The sequence below is a fragment of the Pseudomonas sp. DF5 genome (genome assembly GCF_058148225.1).
Map to the genome: position 1 here is coordinate 45,137 of NZ_JBYVYM010000009.1, position 19,790 is coordinate 64,926.

At 60.5% G+C, this 19,790-nt stretch carries 19 protein-coding genes; 12 read left to right on the forward strand and 7 right to left on the reverse strand.

Translation table 11 applies throughout. From position 1 onward, the window contains the following. Positions 1 to 11 precede the first annotated feature (11 nt). The 4 genes from AC30D7_RS10575 (at position 12) to AC30D7_RS10590 (ending at position 3,622) form a co-directional block, all read left to right on the forward strand. Positions 12 to 1,181, forward strand: coding sequence for a Gfo/Idh/MocA family protein (locus tag AC30D7_RS10575; protein ID WP_096479998.1), 1,170 nt, complete (start codon positions 12 to 14; stop codon positions 1,179 to 1,181). Positions 1,182 to 1,280: 99 nt separating this feature from the next. Then, the gene (locus tag AC30D7_RS10580; RefSeq protein ID WP_490134004.1) at positions 1,281 to 2,501 is read left to right on the forward strand and encodes a helix-turn-helix domain-containing protein; all 1,221 of its coding nucleotides are present in this window, start codon (positions 1,281 to 1,283) and stop codon (positions 2,499 to 2,501) included. 50 nt (positions 2,502 to 2,551) lie between these two features. Continuing rightward, positions 2,552 to 3,184: a Vgb family protein gene (locus tag AC30D7_RS10585; protein ID WP_019580257.1), complete on the forward strand. Its 633-nt coding sequence runs from the start codon at positions 2,552 to 2,554 to the stop codon at positions 3,182 to 3,184. Positions 3,185 to 3,442: 258 nt separating this feature from the next. Beyond that, positions 3,443 to 3,622, forward strand: a complete 180-nt coding sequence (locus tag AC30D7_RS10590) for a hypothetical protein (protein WP_490134005.1) — start codon at positions 3,443 to 3,445, stop codon at positions 3,620 to 3,622. Between the two features lie 18 nt (positions 3,623 to 3,640). On the opposite strand, the gene AC30D7_RS10595 is transcribed toward AC30D7_RS10590, so the two are convergent. Beyond that, the gene (locus tag AC30D7_RS10595; protein ID WP_490134006.1) at positions 3,641 to 3,910 is read right to left on the reverse strand and encodes a hypothetical protein; all 270 of its coding nucleotides are present in this window, start codon (positions 3,908 to 3,910) and stop codon (positions 3,641 to 3,643) included. 454 nt (positions 3,911 to 4,364) lie between these two features. On the opposite strand from AC30D7_RS10595, the gene AC30D7_RS10600 reads away from it, so the two are divergent. Both AC30D7_RS10600 and AC30D7_RS10605 read left to right on the forward strand, forming a co-directional pair. Continuing rightward, positions 4,365 to 5,456 carry a hypothetical protein gene (locus tag AC30D7_RS10600; protein WP_490134007.1) on the forward strand — a complete coding sequence of 364 codons (1,092 nt, stop codon included), beginning with the start codon at positions 4,365 to 4,367 and terminating at the stop codon, positions 5,454 to 5,456. A 16-nt stretch (positions 5,457 to 5,472) separates the two neighbouring features. Continuing rightward, complete coding sequence (locus AC30D7_RS10605; protein ID WP_490134008.1) at positions 5,473 to 5,826, forward strand: DUF1428 domain-containing protein; 354 nt, start codon at positions 5,473 to 5,475, stop codon at positions 5,824 to 5,826. Between the two features lie 13 nt (positions 5,827 to 5,839). On the opposite strand, the gene AC30D7_RS10610 is transcribed toward AC30D7_RS10605, so the two are convergent. Then, positions 5,840 to 6,034, reverse strand: coding sequence for a hypothetical protein (locus tag AC30D7_RS10610; protein WP_490134009.1), 195 nt, complete (start codon positions 6,032 to 6,034; stop codon positions 5,840 to 5,842). Between the two features lie 125 nt (positions 6,035 to 6,159). On the opposite strand from AC30D7_RS10610, the gene thpR reads away from it, so the two are divergent. Further along, the gene (thpR, locus tag AC30D7_RS10615) at positions 6,160 to 6,699 is read left to right on the forward strand and encodes an RNA 2',3'-cyclic phosphodiesterase (protein WP_490134010.1); all 540 of its coding nucleotides are present in this window, start codon (positions 6,160 to 6,162) and stop codon (positions 6,697 to 6,699) included. 175 nt (positions 6,700 to 6,874) lie between these two features. On the opposite strand, the gene AC30D7_RS10620 is transcribed toward thpR, so the two are convergent. The 5 genes from AC30D7_RS10620 to AC30D7_RS10640 all read right to left on the reverse strand — a co-directional run bounded on the left by AC30D7_RS10620 (position 6,875) and on the right by AC30D7_RS10640 (position 12,131). Continuing rightward, entirely contained in the window at positions 6,875 to 7,972 is a 1,098-nt protein-coding gene (locus AC30D7_RS10620; protein WP_096480001.1) for a polyamine ABC transporter substrate-binding protein, read from the reverse strand. 218 nt (positions 7,973 to 8,190) lie between these two features. Next, positions 8,191 to 9,075 (reverse strand): ABC transporter permease subunit, encoded by an 885-nt coding sequence (locus AC30D7_RS10625; RefSeq protein WP_490134011.1) that lies wholly within the window; start codon positions 9,073 to 9,075, stop codon positions 8,191 to 8,193. Next, positions 9,072 to 9,953, reverse strand: a complete 882-nt coding sequence (locus tag AC30D7_RS10630; RefSeq protein ID WP_167331203.1) for an ABC transporter permease subunit — start codon at positions 9,951 to 9,953, stop codon at positions 9,072 to 9,074. Before AC30D7_RS10630 ends, AC30D7_RS10625 begins: the two co-directional genes overlap by 4 nt. A gap of 29 nt (positions 9,954 to 9,982) precedes the next feature. Then, the gene (potA, locus tag AC30D7_RS10635) at positions 9,983 to 11,125 is read right to left on the reverse strand and encodes a polyamine ABC transporter ATP-binding protein (RefSeq protein WP_018930104.1); all 1,143 of its coding nucleotides are present in this window, start codon (positions 11,123 to 11,125) and stop codon (positions 9,983 to 9,985) included. 244 nt (positions 11,126 to 11,369) lie between these two features. Further along, the gene (locus AC30D7_RS10640; RefSeq protein WP_086944873.1) at positions 11,370 to 12,131 is read right to left on the reverse strand and encodes a gamma-glutamyl-gamma-aminobutyrate hydrolase family protein; all 762 of its coding nucleotides are present in this window, start codon (positions 12,129 to 12,131) and stop codon (positions 11,370 to 11,372) included. A 279-nt stretch (positions 12,132 to 12,410) separates the two neighbouring features. On the opposite strand from AC30D7_RS10640, the gene AC30D7_RS10645 reads away from it, so the two are divergent. The 5 genes from AC30D7_RS10645 (at position 12,411) to AC30D7_RS10665 (ending at position 19,788) form a co-directional block, all read left to right on the forward strand. Continuing rightward, complete coding sequence (locus AC30D7_RS10645; RefSeq protein ID WP_018930106.1) at positions 12,411 to 13,787, forward strand: glutamine synthetase family protein; 1,377 nt, start codon at positions 12,411 to 12,413, stop codon at positions 13,785 to 13,787. Between the two features lie 209 nt (positions 13,788 to 13,996). Continuing rightward, the gene (locus AC30D7_RS10650) at positions 13,997 to 15,487 is read left to right on the forward strand and encodes an aldehyde dehydrogenase (RefSeq protein WP_490134012.1); all 1,491 of its coding nucleotides are present in this window, start codon (positions 13,997 to 13,999) and stop codon (positions 15,485 to 15,487) included. A 52-nt stretch (positions 15,488 to 15,539) separates the two neighbouring features. Next, entirely contained in the window at positions 15,540 to 16,835 is a 1,296-nt protein-coding gene (locus AC30D7_RS10655; protein ID WP_019648644.1) for an NAD(P)/FAD-dependent oxidoreductase, read from the forward strand. 360 nt (positions 16,836 to 17,195) lie between these two features. Then, on the forward strand, positions 17,196 to 17,744 hold the full coding sequence (locus AC30D7_RS10660; protein ID WP_008011722.1) for a cupin domain-containing protein: 549 nt from the start codon (positions 17,196 to 17,198) through the stop codon (positions 17,742 to 17,744). A 337-nt stretch (positions 17,745 to 18,081) separates the two neighbouring features. Continuing rightward, positions 18,082 to 19,788, forward strand: a complete 1,707-nt coding sequence (locus tag AC30D7_RS10665) for a ShlB/FhaC/HecB family hemolysin secretion/activation protein (RefSeq protein WP_490134013.1) — start codon at positions 18,082 to 18,084, stop codon at positions 19,786 to 19,788. The last annotated feature ends 2 nt before the right edge of the window (positions 19,789 to 19,790 follow it).

Genomic DNA, 19,790 nt, shown 5'->3' on the forward strand with positions numbered 1-19,790 from the left:
AGGACATTTCGATGATCAATGGCAGCAAGCGAATTCCTCAACCAATCCGCTGGGCGATGGTGGGCGGCGGGCGTGACAGTCAGATCGGCTACATCCATCGTTCGGCGGCCCTGCGTGACCAGTCGTTTGCACTGGTGGCCGGTGCCTTCGACTTGGACCCGCAACGCGGTCGCGACTTTGGTGTGCAACTGGGGGTCGACCCCGAGCGTTGCTACGCCGACTATCGCAGCCTGATTGAGGGCGAAGCCGGGCGGGCGGATGGTATCCAGGCTATTTCCGTGGCGACGCCCAATGGCACTCACTTTGAAATCACCAAGGCCGCTCTGGAAGCGGGGCTGCATGTGGTCTGTGAAAAGCCGCTGTGCTTCACCCTCGAGGAGGCGCAAACCCTGCGCGAAATCGCGTTGTCGCGAAACCGGGTGGTGGGGGTGACCTACGGCTATGCCGGGCACCAGTTGATCGAGCAGGCGCGGGAAATGATCGCCCAGGGTGAGTTGGGTGAGGTGCGCATGGTGCACATGCAGTTTGCCCATGGCTTCCACTGTGAGGCGGTCGAGGCGCAGAGCGAGGCGACCAAATGGCGGGTCGATCCGCGCCTCGCTGGCCCCAGTTATGTGCTGGGAGACGTTGGCACTCATCCGCTGTACCTGTCGGAAGTCATGCTGCCCGAGCTCAAGATCAAACGGCTGTTGTGCACACGCCAGAGCTTTGTCAAAAGCCGCGCACCACTCGAGGACAACGCCTACACACTGATGGAATACGAAGGCGGGGCCATGGGCAGTGTGTGGTCGAGCGCGGTGAACGCCGGATCCATGCATGGCCAGAAAATTCGGGTGATCGGCTCCAGGGCCAGCCTTGAATGGTGGGATGAGCGGCCGAACCAGCTGTCATTCGAAGTCCAGGGTAAACCTGCCCAGGTGCTGGAGCGCGGGATGGGCTATCTGCATCCCCATGCGTTGCTTGATGACCGGATCGGTGCCGGGCACCCGGAAGGGCTGTTCGATGCCTGGGCCAACCTCTATTACCGTTTCGCCTTGGCCATGGACGCCGCCAACCGTGGTGATCATGAACAACTGGCAACGCTGCGTTATCCAGACATCAATGCCGGTGTCGAAGGCGTGCGTTGGGTCGAGCGCTGCGTCCATTCCGCGGACCTGGGTGGGGTGTGGGTCGATTACTGAGTAACGGGTGCCCCTGGCAGATCGGCGTGCGGCTTAGCAGTCGTGAGATAGACTGATCAGCGGACATCGGACGGTGGGGTCACCAGTGGCGCAATTCCCATGGACTCGCTGATCACCGCAGCAGCGCGTGCGCTTGCGGCGGGTGATCCGCTCGGCGCGCTGAACCGCATCGCCCTGCGCAACGACGCACCTGCACTTGCCCTTCGTGGCATCGCGATGGCGCAACTGGGTGACCTTGTGCGAGCGAAGGCGCTGGTGCGAAGTGCCGCGCGGGCGTTCGGTGCGAAGGAGGCCTTGGCCCGCGCGCGGTGTGTGGTCGCCGAAGCCGAGATCGCGCTCGCCTCCCGTGATCTGAACTGGCCGGTGAAGGTACTCGACGCCGCGCGGGCGACGCTTCAGGCACACGGCGATTGGGTCAACGCCGCCCATGCGCGCTATCTCGAGATTCGCCGCTTGCTGCTGATCGGGCATCTCGACGAGGCCGAGGGCCGTCTCGCCGAACTCGACCCGACGCCATTGCTGCCCGCGTCGAGGGCCGCTTACGAACTGGTTCTGGCGGGCATCGCGATGCGTCGTCTGCAAACGAAAGCGGCGCGTGCTGCACTTGTTCGGGCCGAGCATGCCGCGCAGCACGCGGGCATTGCGGCACTCACCGCCGAGGTCGAAAGCGCCTCGCATATCCTCGATACGCCAGCGGCGCGGCTGATTATCGGCGGGCAGGAACAGCCGCTGCTGCTCGATGAAATTGAAGCGCTATTGGCATCTCCCACGCTGGTGGTGGACGCCTGTCGATACATTGTGCGCGATGCAGACTCGTCAGTATCACTCGCCAGGCGACCGGTGCTGTTTGCGCTCGCCCGGGCGCTGGGCGAAGCGTGGCCCGCCGACGTGCCAAGGGAAACGCTGATTGCGCGAGCCTTTCGGATGAAGCACGTGGATGAGTCCCATCGCGCACGGTTGCGCGTCGAACTTGGGCGGCTGCGCAGGGCGCTGCACCTGATCGCCGACGTGGTCGCGACCCCGCGAGGGTTTGCGCTGGTGCCACGCATTGCGCCTGACGTCGCGGTGTTGGCGCGGCCTGTCGAAGAGCAGCATGCGACGCTGCTCGCCTTTCTCGCTGACGGCGAGTCGTGGTCGAGTTCGGCCCTGGCGTTGGCGCTCGGCGCCAGTCAGCGCACCGTGCAACGAGCCCTCGACACGCTGGCGGCGACCGGCAAGGTGCAGTCATTCGGTCATGGTCGGGCTCGTCGCTGGATGTTCCCGCCGGTTCCGGGATTCGCGACGGGATTGTTACTCACGGCGTTGCTGCCCAGTGATTAGCATCCTCATCACTACCCCAGTGATCGCAGTCAGTAAACGAGGAGCAAGACATGAAACATTCAACGGCTGAAATCATCCGCGAATACGGGCCTTTTCCAGGCATCGACCATGTGCATGGTGTCACCCATGACGGTCAGCGTGTCTGGTTTGCCTCCGGCGACAAACTCAACGCCCTGGACCCGGCCAGCGGCAAGACCCTGAAATCGATCGATGTCGCCGCCCACGCCGGCACAGCCTTCGACGGCCAGCACCTGTTTCAGATCGCCGAGGATCGCATCCAGAAAATCGACCCGCAGACCGGCCGCGTGATCTCCACCATCCCCGCGCCCGGTGGCGGTGGTGACTCAGGGCTGGCGTGGGCCGAAGGCACGCTCTGGGTCGGTGAGTACCGCGAGCGCAAGATTCATCAGGTCGATCCCCAGACCGGAGCGGTGCTGCGCACCCTGGAGTCCAATCGCTTCGTCACCGGAGTGACCTGGGTCGAGGGCGATCTGTGGCACGGCACCTGGGAAGGTGACGAGAGCGAGCTGCGACGAGTCGATCCGGCCACGGGCGAGGTGTTGGAGAGCGTCCAGATGCCGGCTGGCGTCGGCGTGTCGGGGCTGGAGTTCGATGGCCACGACCGGTTTTTCTGTGGCGGTGGCAACAGCGGGAAGGTGAGGGCTGTGCGCCGGCCTGAATGAAAGGCTGCGACTATAAAACGGCTTTGTATCAGAGCGCTTGCAGAGGCGGCGAGTGTGACTGCCGCCTTTGGGACCGTGCCCTATGGGGGAACTTGGAAATAGCCGATTGGTCCGCTCCCTGAAAAATCTGTGGAATATGAGTCATTTACGATACAACCATTACCCATTCTTTACACTGGAACGGTGCTCAAACCCCCGCAAACACTGTCTGAAAGGGCGAGAAAGGTTGTTTTTCTCGCCTAAACAGAGAGTGACGTAATGAAGTTGAACAAAGTTGTAAAAGCGGCGGTGGTCTTCGCCTTGTTGTCGTCCCTGTCGGGCTGCTGGATGTTCTTCCCGCCAGGTGGTGGTGGTGGTGGTGGTGGTGGTGGTGGTGGTGGTGGTGGTGGTGGCCATCATGGAGGTTTCGGCGGTGGGCCCGGTGGCGGACCACGCTGACCCGCATCGCTCAGTGTTTCAAAAGGTGAACGCTTGCGCCGAGCGTGACGAACGCTGAGTCATCTCGGTTTCCAGCAGATGCTCAACCAGCACATCATTCAAAAAACGGAACTGATCGTTGAGCCCGACCACTTCGTTACTGAAGTGGTTGGTGGCTGCCGGCATCAGCAAGGTCTCGAATTGTTTGTCGAACACCAGCGCGACGGCTTTGCGAGAGACGACCTGCTGCGAATAATAGTTGCTGCCGAACACCGGAAAGCTCACGGCGAGGCTGACGGTATAAATCATGATGTCGGCTCCTCGGTTTGATCGATATCCAGCACGAAGCGGGAAAACAGGGTCAGGGTGATGGCCGTCAGGGCCAGGCAAGTCAGGAGATGGATCAACATGGTGTGCCCCTCCGATGCGGGGTTTGAGTGGCGATGAATTGATCCTGCGCCTGACGGTTTTTTTGCGGAAGGCATTCGCGGCGATGGTGAATATCGACGTGGATGATGGTGGTGATTTGCGCTGATCTTGAGGGCCTCTTCGCGAGCAAGCCCGTTCCCACACTGGATCTGCTGTGTGCACGAATCTTGTGTCCGACAGTGATCCAATGTGGAAGCGGGCTTGCTCGCGAAGGTATTTTTGAAGGCGCCATCAGCTTCCTGACGGACGGCCACCGCCCCCGACCTATACTCAAATCAACATGCTACTTAGCGTCGGACACTCCGTTCGGCGAAGTCTGTAGGACACCGCGATCTTGAACCTGCGCTCGCTGATCGCCGCTGTGTTGGTGGTACTGGCGGGATGCGTCACGCCCGCACGTGCCCCGGTAGTGGTGGCGCCGCCGGTGGTGGTTTCCCAGAGCACTTGGCAGCAGGTGGACCGAGAAATCATCGCCGCTTCCCAGCAGGCCACCGAACAGGCCCGGGTGTATGCCCGCGGGTCCATGGAACATTGGCGCACGCGGGTTTACGAACAGACCGAAGAAGTCTTCATTCCGTGGTTCAGCAGCTATTGGACCCAGGAATGGCTGTCGATGAAGGTCAGCTGGTACACCATCACTGCCGCGGGCGAGCAGGATGCGTCGGCCAAACGCCTGGCCGCCTATCTGTTGGAGGAATATCACCGGCAAGTGCTGGAGCCGGTGGCGGTGGAGATCGATCCCGACGAGATTCTCGGGCAAGCGACAGAGTTTTACGTGCAGACCCTTGGCCAGCAACTTCAGGTCATTTCCCAGCGTCATGGCGTGCCGATGGCGCAGCTCAACGACCGTATCCAGAAAATTCCGGCAATTTCACTCGGCCCGCCGCCCGCGCGCGACGCGTCGTTGTATCAGGTGGTGCACAGCGAACGGCTGACTACGCTGCCGGCCTATGCGGCATTGATCGACAAGATTCACACGGCGGGCGGCGAAAAGGGGATCGCCTCGACGGACGCCGGCATGGCGCCAGTGGCCAGGCGTGCCAGCCAGCGAATGGAAGCCGAAATGGCGCCGCGAGGTGCGGCCAGTGCCGTGGCGGCAGCAGCGGGGAAACTGGCCGGGGCGTTGATTTCCCTGGGAGTGGCGGGGGTGCGTGCGGTTATTCAAGCCAACGACCGGCCCGATAGCGAGGCGCTGATCCGCAGCAGCCTTGGCGATTCATTCGACAAGGCGTGGCTGAAACTGGTGCAGAACCCCACCACCGGCGTCATGGCCGGAACGCTGTACATGGCCGGGCAGATCGAGGGCAGCCTGGCGCAAACCGCCGAGCGATCGGTCGAGCCATCGGTCGAACCGTCGGTCGGCGTGGGCACGGAAACTGTCGATTGGAGCCACGCTGGATCGACTACCCAGCAGATCAACCCATAACCCGAGGAGAACGATCATGGCTTACGTTGATGGTTTTGTTGCAGCAGTGCCCACTGCCAACCGTGAAAAATTCAAGCAACACGCGCAAACCGCCGCCACGATTTTCAAGGAAAGCGGCGCGCTCAGCCTCGCCGAATGCTGGGGCGATGATGTGCCCGATGGCAAAGTGACGTCGTTTCCCATGGCGGTAAAGCTCAAGGAAGACGAGACCGTGGTGTTTTCCTGGATCGTCTGGCCCGACAAGGCCACCCGTGACGCCGGCATGGCGAAACTGATGAGCGATCCGCGGATGCAACCGGACGTCAATCCGATGCCGTTCGACGGCCAGCGGGCGATTTTTGGCGGTTTCGAAATGCTCGTCAAAGCCTGAAGGGGTGGCAGGATCACTCCGGTGTCGGGGTGATCCTGCAGCTTTTGCGATTGCGAATCTCGCTGTTCGACGGCCGCTCCTTGATGAACTCGAAGCGCGGCTCGCCCTCGTTGTAATGAACCAGCCAGCCCCATTCCAGCTCGGACTCATCCTGGCCGGGCTTCGGTGGTACGGCCCACCATGGCTCTTTGCTGATGACCTGACGCATGGCGTCCTCCCGTCAATTCGGTTGCTTCAACTATAACGCGCATGCCGACAGGCGCCAGAAATGGGCTTGCTGGCGTGGTATCTCTTTGTAAAATCAAAGGGTCCCCGAGCATTGAGGTGCCAGACATGAGCGATGAAACCCGCGAGCCGTTCAAACGGCTGTTCTTCGCCCTGAACTGCGCCCCCGAACAGCGTCGGGCCATCGCCCAATGGCGCGCCGCGCTGGGGCTCAACATAGGGCGCCCGGTGCCGGCGGAAAACTTTCACCTGACCCTGCTGTTTCTCGGTTCGGTCGGCATGGCGCAGATAGCGGGTGTCTGCAAGGCCGCCGCCAATATCCGCACGTCCGGCGTGCCGTTGACGGTGGTGCTGGATCGGCTGGAGGTCTGGCGTCGCTCCGGGGTATTGCTGCTGGCACCCGCGCAGGCGGCACCGGAGTTGCTGCGCCTGGTGTATGCGCTGGAGCAGGCCATGCTGCCGTTCGGTTTTGAAGACACCCATCGGGAATTTCGCCCGCATTTGACCCTGATGCGCGACTACCGGGCGCCAGTCCCCGAATCCGCGACGCCGCCGGAGTTTTACCTGCGCGCCGATCGCTTCAGCCTGTTCGAGTCCCATAAAGGCCGGTACATCGCGCTGGCCGAGTGGCCGCTGGTCACTTCATAAGCCCACAAAAAAAGGCGCCCGAGGGCGCCTGAATTCACCTTAACCGAGGAAGCCAGGTGAAGCCGTTCTTCAGAGAGGAGTGCAGCGGTGGTAAGGCGCTGCGTGAACGGAAAAGGGAAAGCTGTAATGGATGATCGTTCCCACGCGGAGCATGGGGACGATCAGTGAGGCGGGATTACTTGCCCAGCTTCACCCGCGTCCAGCCCCGGGTCATGATCCGCTGGGTGGCGATCGGCATGTCAGGAATGGCATACAACGTCGCCATCACCGCTTGCGGCGGGTACGACCCCGGGTCGTCGCGAATCGCTTCATCCACCAACGGCGTGGCCGCCGCGTTGGCATTGCTGTAGCCGATGCTGTTGGTGACTTCGGCAATGATGTCCGGGCGCATCAGGAAGTTCATGAACAGGTAGGCGTTGTCGACGTTGGCGGCGTCCCGTGGGATGGCGACCATGTCGTAAAAGCTACCGGCGCCTTCTTTCGGGATGCTGTACTCGATCTTGACCTTGTCGCCAGCTTCCTGGGCGCGGGCCTTGGCTTGCAGCACATCGCCGGAGTAACCGACGGCGACGCAGATGTTGCCGTTGGCCAGGTCGGAGATGTATTTCGACGAATGGAAGTAGGCCACCGACGGTCGAATCTTCATGAACAACGCTTCGGCTTCGGCGATTTGCGCCTTGTCCCGGGAGTTCACCGGGTAGCCCAGATAGTGCAGGGCAGCCGGAAGCATTTCCGTCGGCGAATCCAGAAAGCTGATGCCGCAGGCTTTGAGCTTGGCGGCGTTTTCCGGTTTGAACAGCAAGTCCCAGGAGTTCACCGGCGCATTGGTGCCGAGCACTTCCTTGACCTTGGCCGGGTTGTAGCCGATGCCGATCGAACCCCACATGTACGGGAAGGCGTGGCCGTTATCCGGGTCGCTGGCCGAGGCGTTTTTCAGCAGTACCGGGTTGAGGTTTTTCCAGTTGGGCAGCTTCGATTTGTCCAGTTCCTGGTAGACCCCGGCCTTGATCTGCTTGGCCAGGAAACTGTTGGACGGCACCACGATGTCATAGCCCGATTTTCCCGCCAGCAGCCGTGCCTCAAGGGTTTCGTTACTGTCGAACACATCGTAGGTCACGCGGATGCCGGTCTCGTCTTCGAACTTCTTGACGGTGTCCGGAGCGATGTAATCCGACCAGTTGTAGACGCGCAGTACCTTGTCATTGGCCTGGGCGCCAGCGGTGATTGCGCCCAATAAGGACAGTGTCAGCAGAGTCCTGCCAAACATTTTCATCGGTACAACTCCATTCTTTTTATTCAAATCACATAAAACAAAAAAGCGGTGAACACAAAACCAGTGGCTAGCGGACTTACCTGTGGCGAGGGAGCTTGCTCCCGCTGGGCTGCGTAGCGGCCCCAAAATTCTGGCAACCCATACCTATTTGTGAGTGCTGCGCACTCAAGCGCGAGCAAGCTCGCTCGCCACAGGTCAGTGCTCACTTGACAGTGGCGCTAGACCGTTGCTTCTACCAATTGCTTTTTCGGTTGTTGCCAGGACTCGCTGGCCGTCTGGTCCATCGCTTCCTGAATCGCTCGTTTGCGGGTGGCTTCGGCCCTGCGGCTGAAATACCAGACCATGAACGTGACGATCGACACCGCCAGCAGAATCAGGCTGGCCACGGCATTGATCTCAGGCTTCACGCCCAGACGCACCGCCGAGAACACTTCCATCGGCAGGGTCGTCGACCCTGGCCCCGACACAAAGCTCGCCAACACCAAATCATCCAGCGACAAGGCAAACGACATCATGCCGCCGGCCGCCAGTGATGGCGCGATCATTGGAATGGTGATCAGGAAGAACACCTTGAGCGGCCGTGCACCGAGGTCCATGGCGGCTTCTTCGATGGACAAATCCAGCTCACGCAAGCGCGCCGATACCACCACCGCCACATAGGCTGCACAGAATGTGGTGTGGGCGATCCAGATGGTGACGATGCCGCGTTCCTGCGGCCAGCCGATCATCTGCGCCATGGCCACGAACAGCAGCAACAGCGACAGACCGGTGATCACTTCCGGCATCACCAGCGGCGCCGTCACCAAACCGCCGAACAGCGTACGGCCCTTGAAGCGCGTCACGCGGGTCAGCACAAACGCCGCCAACGTGCCGAGCGCCACCGCGGCAATCGCCGTGTAGCAGGCGATTTCCAGCGAGCGCACCACCGAGCCCATCAGTTGCGTGTTGTCGAGCAGGCCGACGTACCACTTCACCGACCAGCCGCCCCACACCGTCACCAGCTTCGAGGCGTTGAACGAGTAGATCACCAGAATCAGCATCGGCAGGTAGATAAACGACAGGCCGAGCACCAACATCAATCGTGAAAATCCGAAACGGTTCATCCCCGTCCCTCCATCTCTTTGGCCTGGCTACGGTTGAACAGCAGAATCGGCACAATCAGGATCGCCAGCATCACCACCGCCAGGGCGGACGCCACCGGCCAGTCGCGGTTGTTGAAGAACTCCTGCCACAGCACGCGGCCGATCATCAGGGTTTCCGGGCCGCCCAACAGCTCCGGAATCACGAACTCACCGACCACCGGAATGAACACCAGCATGCAACCGGCGATGATCCCGTTCTTGGCCAGCGGCACCGTGATTTTCCAGAAGTTGTTGAAGTTGCTCGAGCCCAGGTCTGACGCGGCTTCCAGCAGGCTGCCATCGTGCTTCACCAGGTTGGCGTACAGCGGCAGGACCATGAACGGCAGGTACGCGTAAACCACCCCGATGTACACGGCGGTGTTGGTGTTGAGGATCTCGATCGGCTGCGACGTGAGCCCGGTCCACATCAGGAACGCGTTGAGCAAACCGTTGTTGCTGAGGATGCCCATCCACGCATACACGCGGATCAGGATCGCGGTCCAGGTCGGCATCATGATCAACAGCAGCAAGACGTTTTGCGCTTCCTTGCTGGCCTTGGTGATCGCATAAGCCATCGGGAAACCGATCACCAGGCACATCAGTGTGCTTAAAAACGCGACCTTCAACGAGCCGAAGTAAGCCGAGATGTACAACTCATCTTCAGTCAGCAGCGAGTAGTTGCCGAGGTTCAGCAGCAGCTGAAATTTCTGTTCGGCGAAGGTGTAAATCTCGGAGTAGGGCGGAATGGCCAGGGCTGCTTCCGAGAAGCTGATCTTCATTACCAGGAAGAACGGCAACAGGAAAAACAGGCACAGCCACAGGAATGGAATGCCGATGACCATTTTGCGGCCACTGGGCACCAGGCGCAGGAACTGCTGATTGAAGGTTCTCATGAGCGCAGTACCACGCCGCTGTCGTCTTCCCACCACACGTAGACCTGATCGTCCCAGGTCGGGCGTGCGCCACGGCGTTCGGCGTTGGCCATGAACGACTGGACGATCTTGCCGCCAGGCAGCTCCACATAAAACACCGAGTGGCCACCGAGATAGGCGATGTCATGCACCTTGCCTTCGGACCAGTTGTAGCGGGTCTCGGGCTTGAGGGTGCTGACCAGCATTTTTTCCGGGCGGATGGCGTAGGTGATCGACTTGTCCTGCACCGAGGTACTCACGCCGTGGCCGACGTAAATCTTCTGCGCAAGGTCCGGGCTGTGAATGATCGCGTGACCTTCCAGGTCTTCCACAACGGTGCCGTCGAAGGCGTTCACGTTACCGATGAACTCGCAGACCATGCGGCTGACCGGCGCTTCATAAATGTCGACCGGGCTGCCGATCTGGGCGATCCAGCCCAGGTGCATGATCGCGATGCGCTCGGCCATGGTCATGGCTTCTTCCTGGTCGTGGGTCACCATCACGCAGGTCACGCCGACGCGCTCGATGATTTCCACCAGCTCCAGTTGCATCTGCGAACGCAGCTTTTTATCCAGTGCGCCCATCGGTTCATCGAGCAACAACAGCTTCGGCCGCTTGGCCAACGAACGCGCCAGTGCCACACGCTGACGCTGACCGCCGGACAACTGATGCGGCTTGCGTTTGGCGTATTGGGTCATGTGCACCAGGCGCAGCATTTCTTCGACACGGGCGTCGATTTCGCTGGCGGGCAAACGGTCCTGCTTGAGGCCGAAGGCGATGTTCTGCGCCACCGTCATGTGCGGGAACAGCGCATAGGACTGGAACATCATGTTGATCGGCCGTTCGTAGGGCGGCATGTCGGTGATGTCGACACCGTCGAGCAGAATCCGCCCTTCGGTCGGGCGCTCGAAGCCGGCGAGCATGCGCAGCAGCGTCGATTTGCCCGAGCCGGAACCACCGAGCAAGGCGAAGATTTCGCCTTGATGGATTTCCAGGGACACATCGTCCACGGCGGTGGTTTCGTCGAATTTCTTGGTGACGCGGTCGACTTTCACCAGCACCTTTTTCGGTGCCTGGTGACCATCAAGAGCCTTCCTGTAGATGCTGGAGGCGTTTGCCATATGAAACTCCCAACAGGTTTCAGTCGTCGGGCCAACACGGCCTGACTTAAGAGTGGATTGCAAACCCGGGCCGGGCGATGCCATTGAATTCAACGCTTACCGCTCGGGCTTATTCGGCACCGCCGTCCTGGCTGCCTGGTCGTACTTGTTGTTATTGCGGTTCATCTATTACGTGAGCCACCGGCGCGCAAAGGCACGCCCGCCAGACTCACGGGGGCAGTCAATCGATTAGAAATGTTTGAAGTCAGCGCGTATTACGCAGCGCCGCCCGTTGTCGGCACGCCTCGCCAAACGCCTGGAAAATACTCAAGTAAGGAGGATTCGAAAGCACCTGCCATTCCGGGTGCCATTGCACGCCGACGGCGAAGGTTTTGCTGTGCTCGACGGAGATCGCCTCGATCAAACCGTCCGGCGCGATCGCCTCAGCGCGCAGGCCGGGTGCGAGTCGGTCGATGCCCTGGCTGTGAATCGAATTGACCTGGAACACCTGCGGCAGGTCCAGTGCTTCGAACACACCGCCCGGTTGCACAGTCACCGCATGGGCCGCTGCGTACTGCACGGCCAGATCGGGACTGTCCGCTTCCCGGTGATCGAGCATGCCGGGCAGTTCGTGCACCTTCTGATGCAGGCTGCCGCCGAACGCCACGTTCATTTCCTGAAAGCCCCGGCAGATGCCGAGCACCGGAACACCGGCGGCGATGGCTGCGCGCAATAAGGGCAGGGTGGTGGCGTCCCGTTGCGGATCGTGATCCGTACCGGGAGCACTGGCCGGGCCTTGATAGTGGAAGGGCTCCACATTCGATGGCGAGCCGGTCAGCAGCAGACCGTCGAGCTGCGCGAGCAGCGCGTCGGTTTCGGTCAGGTCGCCTAAGGAAGGAATGACCACTGGCAGCCCCAATGCCGCGACGCTGACAGCACGCAAGTACTTGTCGCCGCTGACGTGGTAGGGGTGCAGGCCAATCTGTTTGACGCACGCAGTAACGCCGATCAATGGCTTGAATGCCATTTTTATCACCTCGAAGTTTCACACTTGAACGAGCTTTTCCGGAGCTTAGCCTTGTTGATTTTAATTAACAACTCTCATGTAAAAAATTCTAAACGCCGAACGTCCGATGCTGAGGATCTACGCGGTGCTCAAGCCTGATGTGGCACTCTGACGCCCAAAAAAGGCCAGAAAATAAAGGCTGAAAGGCCATGTGTTCGCTATTGACTTCACTTTGCCGTTCGGGTTGACTGGCTCTCGCAAGTGAAGTGAACATAATAATTAACAGCTAATAGGTGCATCATGTCGGTCCCTCTGCGTGCCGTTCAACTCAACGAAGCAAACGCATTCCTTAAGCAACATCCTGAGGTTTTGTACGTCGACCTTCTGATTGCGGATATGAACGGTGTGGTGCGCGGCAAGCGCATCGAGCGCACCAGTCTTCACAAGGTCTACGAAAAAGGCATCAACCTGCCGGCGTCACTGTTTGCCCTGGACATCAACGGTTCCACGGTGGAAAGCACCGGCCTGGGTCTGGACATCGGCGACTCGGATCGCATCTGCTATCCCATCCCCGATACCCTCAGCATCGAACCCTGGCAGAAGCGTCCGACCGCGCAGTTGCTGATGACCATGCACGAGCTCGAAGGCCAGCCGTTCTTCGCCGACCCGCGCGAAGTGCTGCGTCAGGTGGTAAGCAAGTTCGATGACATGGGCCTGACCATTTGCGCGGCGTTCGAACTGGAGTTCTACCTGATCGACCAGGACAACGTGAACGGTCGTCCGCAGTCGCCACGCTCGCCGGTGTCGGGCAAGCGTCCGCACTCGACGCAGGTGTACCTGATCGACGATCTGGACGAATACGTCGACTGCCTGCAAGACATCCTCGAAGGCGCGAAAGAGCAGGGCATCCCGGCTGACGCAATCGTCAAGGAAAGCGCCCCGGCGCAATTCGAAGTCAACCTGCATCACGTCTCCGACCCTATAAAGGCCTGCGACTACGCGGTGCTGCTCAAGCGTCTGGTGAAGAACATCGCCTACGACCACGAGATGGACACCACGTTTATGGCCAAGCCATATCCGGGTCAGGCGGGCAACGGTTTGCACGTGCACATTTCGATTCTCGACAAACAAGGCAACAACATTTTCGCCAGCGAGGATCCCGAGCAGAACGCCGCGCTGCGACATGCGATCGGCGGTGTGCTCGAGACCCTGCCCGCGCAGATGGCGTTCCTCTGCCCGAACGTCAACTCCTACCGTCGCTTCGGCGCGCAGTTCTACGTACCGAACTCGCCAAGCTGGGGCATCGACAACCGTACCGTGGCGGTGCGCGTGCCCACCGGTTCGGCGGATGCCGTGCGCATCGAGCATCGTGTCGCCGGCGCCGATGCCAACCCGTACCTGCTGATGGCTTCGGTACTGGCCGGTATTCACCACGGCCTGACCAACGAAATCGAACCGGGTGCCCCGGTGGAAGGCAACAGCTACGAGCAGAACGAGCAAAGCCTGCCGAACAACCTGCGCGATGCACTGCGCGAACTGGACGACAGCGAAGTCATGGCGCGCTACATCGACCCGCTGTACATCGACGTGTTCGTGGCGTGCAAGGAAAGCGAGCTGGCCGAGTTCGAGAACTCCATTTCAGACCTTGAGTACAACTGGTACCTGCACACGGTTTGATGGGCCTGAACGGTGGGTCAATGCCATTGATGTCGAATGTGAGGCCCCCTTCGTGGGCAAGCCTCGCTCCTACAGGGATGATGCGTCCCTTGTAGGAGCGAGGCTTGCCCGCGAAGGCACCAGCACAGCCACCATCGAGATCACCTGACACACGACATTCGCCAGCACAAATAGAACGATCAACTATTCCTCTGCGTAGAGTCACAACCATGACAAACACTCGCAGCGACTGGGAGCAACGCTTCCAGTCCTTGACACTAGAAGGCCGCGCATTCATCGACGGCCAATACTGCCCGGCACTCAGCGGCGACACCTTCGAATGCATCAGCCCGGTCGATGGCCGCTTTCTGGCGAACATCGCCAGCACCGACGAAGCCGACGCTAACGCGGCAGTCGCCGTCGCGCGCCGTGCATTTGAATCCGGCATCTGGGCGCGGTTGGCACCGACAGAACGCAAGCGCATCTTGATTCGTTTCGCGGACTTGATTCTGGCCAACCAGGAAGAACTGGCGCTGCTGGAAACCCTCGACATGGGTAAACCGATCAGCGATTCCATGGCCATCGACATTCCAGCGGCCGCCAACGCGATCCGCTGGAGCGCCGAAGCCATCGACAAAATCTACGACGAAGTCGCCGCCACGCCGCACGACCAATTGGGCCTCATCACCCGTGAACCCGCAGGTGTGGTCGCCGCGATCGTGCCGTGGAACTTCCCGCTGATCATGGCCAGCTGGAAGTTCGCCCCAGCCTTGGCGGCAGGCAACTCGTTCATCCTCAAGCCTTCGGAAAAATCACCGCTGACGGCGATCCGCATCGCGCAACTGGCCCTCGACGCCGGCATCCCCAAAGGCGTGTTCAACGTGTTGCCGGGCTTCGGTCACACCGTCGGCAAGGCGCTGGCGTTGCACATGGACGTCGACGTGCTGGCCTTCACTGGCTCCACCGCGATTGCCAAGCAACTGATGATCTACGCCGGGCAAAGCAACATGAAACGCGTCTGGCTGGAAGCGGGCGGCAAGAGCCCGAACGTGGTGTTCGCCGATGCGCCGGACTTGCGCGCAGCAGCTCGGGCAGCGGCCAGTGCGATAGCCTTCAATCAGGGCGAAGTCTGCACCGCCGGCTCGCGCTTGCTGGTGGAACGCTCGATCCGCGAGCAGTTCATTCCGCTGCTGCTGGAAGCGCTGCAAGCCTGGAAGCCAGGCCATGCGCTCGACCCTGAAACCACCGTCGGCGCCGTCGTCGACCAGCGCCAATTGGACAATGTGCTGCGCTACATCCAGGTCGGCAAAGACCAGGGCGCGCAACTGATTGCTGGCGGCAATCGTGCCCTCGAAGGCACCGGTGGCCTGTACGTGGAGCCAGCGATTTTCGACGGCGTGACCAATGCCATGACCATCGCCCGGGAAGAAATCTTCGGCCCGGTGCTGTCGTTGATCACCTTTGACACCGCTGAAGAAGCCCTGCAGATCGCCAACGACAGCATCTTCGGCCTCGCCGCTGGTGTGTGGACCAGCAATCTCAGCAAGGCCCACACCTTCGCTCGCGGCTTGCGCGCGGGCAGCGTCTGGGTCAACCAGTACGACGGCGGCGACATGACCGCGCCGTTCGGCGGGTTCAAGCAGTCGGGTAACGGTCGGGACAAATCGCTGCACGCGTTCGACAAGTACACCGAACTCAAAGCGACCTGGATCAAGCTCTAACACTTTTACAGCGGCGGTCGCCGGCATAGGCCGGCGGCCCTCGGAGAAATGTATGAAACACAGCTCTACACAAAATCATGTAAACAGCTATTACGCCGCAACCCGCAACCAGACCGGCGATTACCCGGTGCTTGAAGAACTGGTGGAATGCGATGTCTGCGTGATCGGCGCTGGCTACACCGGGCTGTCCTCGGCGCTGTTCCTCAGCGAAGCGGGCTATAGCGTAACGGTACTGGAAGCCGCCAAAGTCGGCTTCGGCGCCAGCGGTCGCAACGGCGGTCAGCTGGTCAACTCCTACAGCCGCGACGTCGATGTGATCGAAGAGCGCTACGGCGACAAGACTGCCGAAGTGCTCGGCAGCATGATCTTCGAAGGCGCCGACATCATCCGTTCGCGCATCAAGGAATACGACATCAAATGCGACTACCGCCCCGGCGGCATCTTCGCAGCGCTGAACAAGAAGCAGCTCAATGGCCTGGCCGAGCAGAAGCGTAACTGGGAACGCTACGGCAACAACAACCTGAAAATGCTCGACGCCTCGGACATCCAGCGCGAAGTCGGTTGCGACAACTACGTCGGCGGCCTGCTGGACATGCAGGGTGGCCACATCCACCCGCTGAACCTGGCCCTGGGCGAAGCCGCTGCGATCATTCGCCTGGGCGGCAAAATCTACGAACAATCCGCCGCCGTGGACATCTCCTACGGCGAACCGATCACCGTGCGCACCGCCAAAGGCGTGGTGCGGGCCAAGTACCTGCTGATCGCCGGCAACGCCTACCTGCCCCAAGACCTCGACAACCGCGTGACCCGCAAAAGCATGCCTTGCGGTTCGCAAATCGTCGTCACCGAGCCGTTGTCGGAAAAGGTCGCCCGCAGCCTGATCACCAATAACTACTGCGTCGAAGACTGCAATTACCTGCTCGACTACTACCGCCTCACCGCCGACAACCGCCTGCTGTACGGCGGCGGCGTGGTCTACGGCGCCCGCGAGCCGGACGACATCGAACAACTGATCCGCCCGAAGATCCTCAAGACCTTCCCGCAATTGAAGGACGTGAAAATCGACTACCGCTGGACCGGCAACTTCCTGCTGACCATGTCCCGCATGCCGCAATTCGGCCGCATCGAGAAAAACGCCTATTACATGCAAGGCTACAGTGGCCACGGCGTCACTTGCTCGCACCTGGCCGGCAAACTGATCTCGGAAATGATCCGCGGCGACGCCGAACGCTTCGATGCCTTCGCCTCCCTGCCACACATGCCGATGCTCGGCGGCCGCACCTTCCAGGCCCCACTCACCGCCATGGGCGCGGCGTATTACGCGTTGCGAGACCGCTTCGGCATCTAGCTGTAACCTTACCGGCGGCCTCCGCCGGCCAAGGCTACGCATCACCCCTGTGGCGAGGGAGCTTGCTCCCGCTGGGGCGCGAAGCGGCCCCGCTTTTTGCCATTAATGCAATCCATGCGGGACAAACCTTCGTGGCGAGGGGGCAAGCCCCTCGCCACAGTTTCTAAACCAGAACTGACTGACATCAGAAACCGACAGCTTTTTTGCCAGCCGTTTATCGAACCTGCTGAGCAACACCCACAAACGTGATTTAATACCCGCCTTCCACGGTTCCGGGACGGGAAACGGCGTAATCCGCGGCCACCAGTCGCCCGCCACCCACCCCCATTACCCCTTAAGTAGTGCTCACATAAGGCTGTCATGGACACGGGCTCACGACTCAAATTAGTACGCGAAAGCTACAAACTGTCCCAGCGCGAGCTGGCCCGGCGTAGCGGCGTCACCAATGCCACCATCTCCCTGATCGAACAGAATCGCGTCAGTCCCTCCGTCAGCTCCCTCAAAAAACTGCTCGAAGGCATCCCCATGTCTTTGGCGGACTTCTTCACCTTCGATCAGCCGCCGCGCGAGCATCAGTACGTGTTTCGCGCCAATGAACAGCCGGACCTCGGGCGTCATGGGCTGCGGTTGTTGCTGATTGGCGCTTCGGTGCCGAGTCGGCAGATGCGGCTGTTGCGCGAGCAATACGCGCCTGGAGCGAGCTCTGGGGAAGAGCCAATCGTGCATGCTGAGGGGGAGGAGTGTGGGCTCGTAACCCGTGGCACGGTTGAGTTGACGGTGGATGGGCAGATTAGTGTGTTGAATGCCGGGGATGGGTATTACTTTCCGACGACACTGCCGCATCGGTTTCGCAATATTGGGGCAGATGAGGCTGAAATCATCAGCGCCAACACCCCGGCTAACTTCTGATACCTAAAGCAGACATTAAACCTGTAGCAGTCGATAGCAGCCGTTCATGGTCGCTATCAATGAAACCCGGACAGAGTCCGGGTTTTTTATTGCTTAAAAAAAGATCCTGCCGTTTGGCACTTGGCTTTTTCTCTGTGGACTACAGCGCCTTGGTGTTGTGAGCATTTTTCTACACCACATCAGGAAACGTCCTGCGCTCTCGTCGGAAGCGCCCGATTTAGCCATTACAAGTTGTCCCTTAACCTCCGTCGAATGGATCCATTCATTGACGCCAGAATAATGGCCATCTAATATCGCGCCACCATTGTGCCATTACTCTCCATTCGAGGGATCGAACATGTACCCACCCGCCCTCGTGGCGAGGTTGTGCCTGGCTTTGCTGTGCCTTTCTCCGCTGAATCTTGCTCACGCCGCCCCCACCCCCGGTGAAACCGATCTGATCCGCGAACGTCAGGATCGCTTGCTCGACGAGCAGCGTCGGCGTCTTGAGGAGCTCAAGGAATTACCCGGCAAGGCAGCCAAACCCGCGCCTCCGACAGCCCCGGCCGACACCCGTTGTTTCCCCATCAAGGACATCGAGCTCAAAGGCGCCGACAGTCTTTCGGACGGCGAGAAAAATCGCCTGCTCAAGCCTTACATCGGTCAGTGCCTGGGCGTCACGCAGCTCAACGAGTTGCTGAAAGTCATCACCGATCTGTACATCGAGAAGGGCCTGGTCACCAGCCGGGCCTACTTGCCGCAGCAGGATTTGTCCGGTGGGCATTTGAAGGTGCTGGTGGTCGAGGGCAGGCTTGAAGGGTTGAAGGGCGCGGAGGGCAGCAAGCTGTCGGACCGTGAATTGGGAATGGCTTTTCCTGGCAAGAGTGGTGACTTGGTCAATCTGCGGGAAATCGAGCAGATGGTGGATCAGCTGAACCGTTTGCCGTCGAATCAGGCGCAGATGGAATTGTCGCCGGGCAAGAACGTCGGTGGCAGTGAAGTGCTGGTCAAGAACACGCCGCAGAAGCCGTGGCGTGCCGGGTTGTCGCGCAGTAACGACGGCCAGCGCAGCACCGGCGAGCAGCAGTGGGGCACGACGTTCGATTGGGACAGCCCGCTGGGCCTGGCCGATCAGTTGATGCTGCGTGGTGGTCACGATGCGATGAGCGATCACCAGCACACCTCCAACAACGCGCTGCTCAATTACAGCGTGCCGTGGGGCTGGTGGAACTTCAGTTACACCTACAGCCAGAGCGAATACCGCTCGCAAGCCCAGGCCAACGGTTTCAATTTCAAGCAGACCGGCGACAGCGAAAACCATCAGCTGCGCGCCGAGCGGGTGATCCATCGCGACGCCCTGAGCAAGACGTCGCTCAGTACCGGCCTCTCGTACCTGCGCACCAACAACTTCATCGAAGACAGCAAGCTCAAGCTGAGCAGCAACCGCATCAGCGAAGCGCAGTTCGGCATCAACCACGGTCGGCGGGTCGGCAGTGCCTTCGTCAACCTCGACCTGGGCATGCAACAAGGCATCGGCGCGTTCGACGCCCAGGGTAACGGTGATCCGGGCCCCGGCGAGCCGAACGCGCGTTACCGCAAATACACCGCCACCGCGAGCTATCTGCAGCCGTTCAAGCTGTGGGGCGAGTCCTTCAGTTTCAGCAGCCTGATGACCGGCCAGCGCAGTGAAGACGTGCTGTTCAGCCCGCAGCGCACCAGCCTCGGCGGGCAGTCGTCGATTCGCGGTTACAAGGACCAGTCGTTGTCCGGCGACAGCGGCGGCTACTGGCGCAACGACCTGCGCTGGAGTCGTCCGGTGACGCTGGAATGGCTGCGCCCGGTGTTCGCTGAATACGGCACCAGCCTGGGTTACGACCAGGGCGTGATCCGTGGCGACCGCTACAACGGCGATCAGCACGGGCGCATGTCCAGCGACTCCGTGGAGCTGTTCGCCCGGGGTCAGCATGTGGCCGCCAGCGTGACTTTTGCCCATTCCCTGGAACGCCCTGACGTGCTGACCGAACGCGAAGCGCCGATCTATTTCCGCGTGGATTTCTTTCTCTAAAT

Excerpts from the sequence above, each read along its gene's own strand:
- potA (WP_018930104.1), bottom strand. The coding sequence starts at position 11,125 with ATGGCAAACGCCTCCAGCATCTACAGGAAGGCTCTTGATGGTCACCAG.
- AC30D7_RS10620 (WP_096480001.1), bottom strand. The coding sequence starts at position 7,972 with ATGAAAATGTTTGGCAGGACTCTGCTGACACTGTCCTTATTGGGCGCA.
- AC30D7_RS10605 (WP_490134008.1), top strand. The coding sequence starts at position 5,473 with ATGGCTTACGTTGATGGTTTTGTTGCAGCAGTGCCCACTGCCAACCGT.
- AC30D7_RS10595 (WP_490134006.1), bottom strand. The coding sequence starts at position 3,910 with ATGATTTATACCGTCAGCCTCGCCGTGAGCTTTCCGGTGTTCGGCAGC.
- AC30D7_RS10640 (WP_086944873.1), bottom strand. The coding sequence starts at position 12,131 with ATGGCATTCAAGCCATTGATCGGCGTTACTGCGTGCGTCAAACAGATT.
- AC30D7_RS10665 (WP_490134013.1), top strand. The coding sequence starts at position 18,082 with ATGTACCCACCCGCCCTCGTGGCGAGGTTGTGCCTGGCTTTGCTGTGC.
- AC30D7_RS10660 (WP_008011722.1), top strand. The coding sequence starts at position 17,196 with ATGGACACGGGCTCACGACTCAAATTAGTACGCGAAAGCTACAAACTG.
- AC30D7_RS10625 (WP_490134011.1), bottom strand. The coding sequence starts at position 9,075 with ATGAACCGTTTCGGATTTTCACGATTGATGTTGGTGCTCGGCCTGTCG.
- AC30D7_RS10610 (WP_490134009.1), bottom strand. The coding sequence starts at position 6,034 with ATGCGTCAGGTCATCAGCAAAGAGCCATGGTGGGCCGTACCACCGAAG.
- AC30D7_RS10655 (WP_019648644.1), top strand. The coding sequence starts at position 15,540 with ATGAAACACAGCTCTACACAAAATCATGTAAACAGCTATTACGCCGCA.
- thpR (WP_490134010.1), top strand. The coding sequence starts at position 6,160 with ATGAGCGATGAAACCCGCGAGCCGTTCAAACGGCTGTTCTTCGCCCTG.
- AC30D7_RS10590 (WP_490134005.1), top strand. The coding sequence starts at position 3,443 with ATGAAGTTGAACAAAGTTGTAAAAGCGGCGGTGGTCTTCGCCTTGTTG.
- AC30D7_RS10575 (WP_096479998.1), top strand. The coding sequence starts at position 12 with ATGATCAATGGCAGCAAGCGAATTCCTCAACCAATCCGCTGGGCGATG.
- AC30D7_RS10650 (WP_490134012.1), top strand. The coding sequence starts at position 13,997 with ATGACAAACACTCGCAGCGACTGGGAGCAACGCTTCCAGTCCTTGACA.
- AC30D7_RS10580 (WP_490134004.1), top strand. The coding sequence starts at position 1,281 with ATGGACTCGCTGATCACCGCAGCAGCGCGTGCGCTTGCGGCGGGTGAT.
- AC30D7_RS10585 (WP_019580257.1), top strand. The coding sequence starts at position 2,552 with ATGAAACATTCAACGGCTGAAATCATCCGCGAATACGGGCCTTTTCCA.
- AC30D7_RS10645 (WP_018930106.1), top strand. The coding sequence starts at position 12,411 with ATGTCGGTCCCTCTGCGTGCCGTTCAACTCAACGAAGCAAACGCATTC.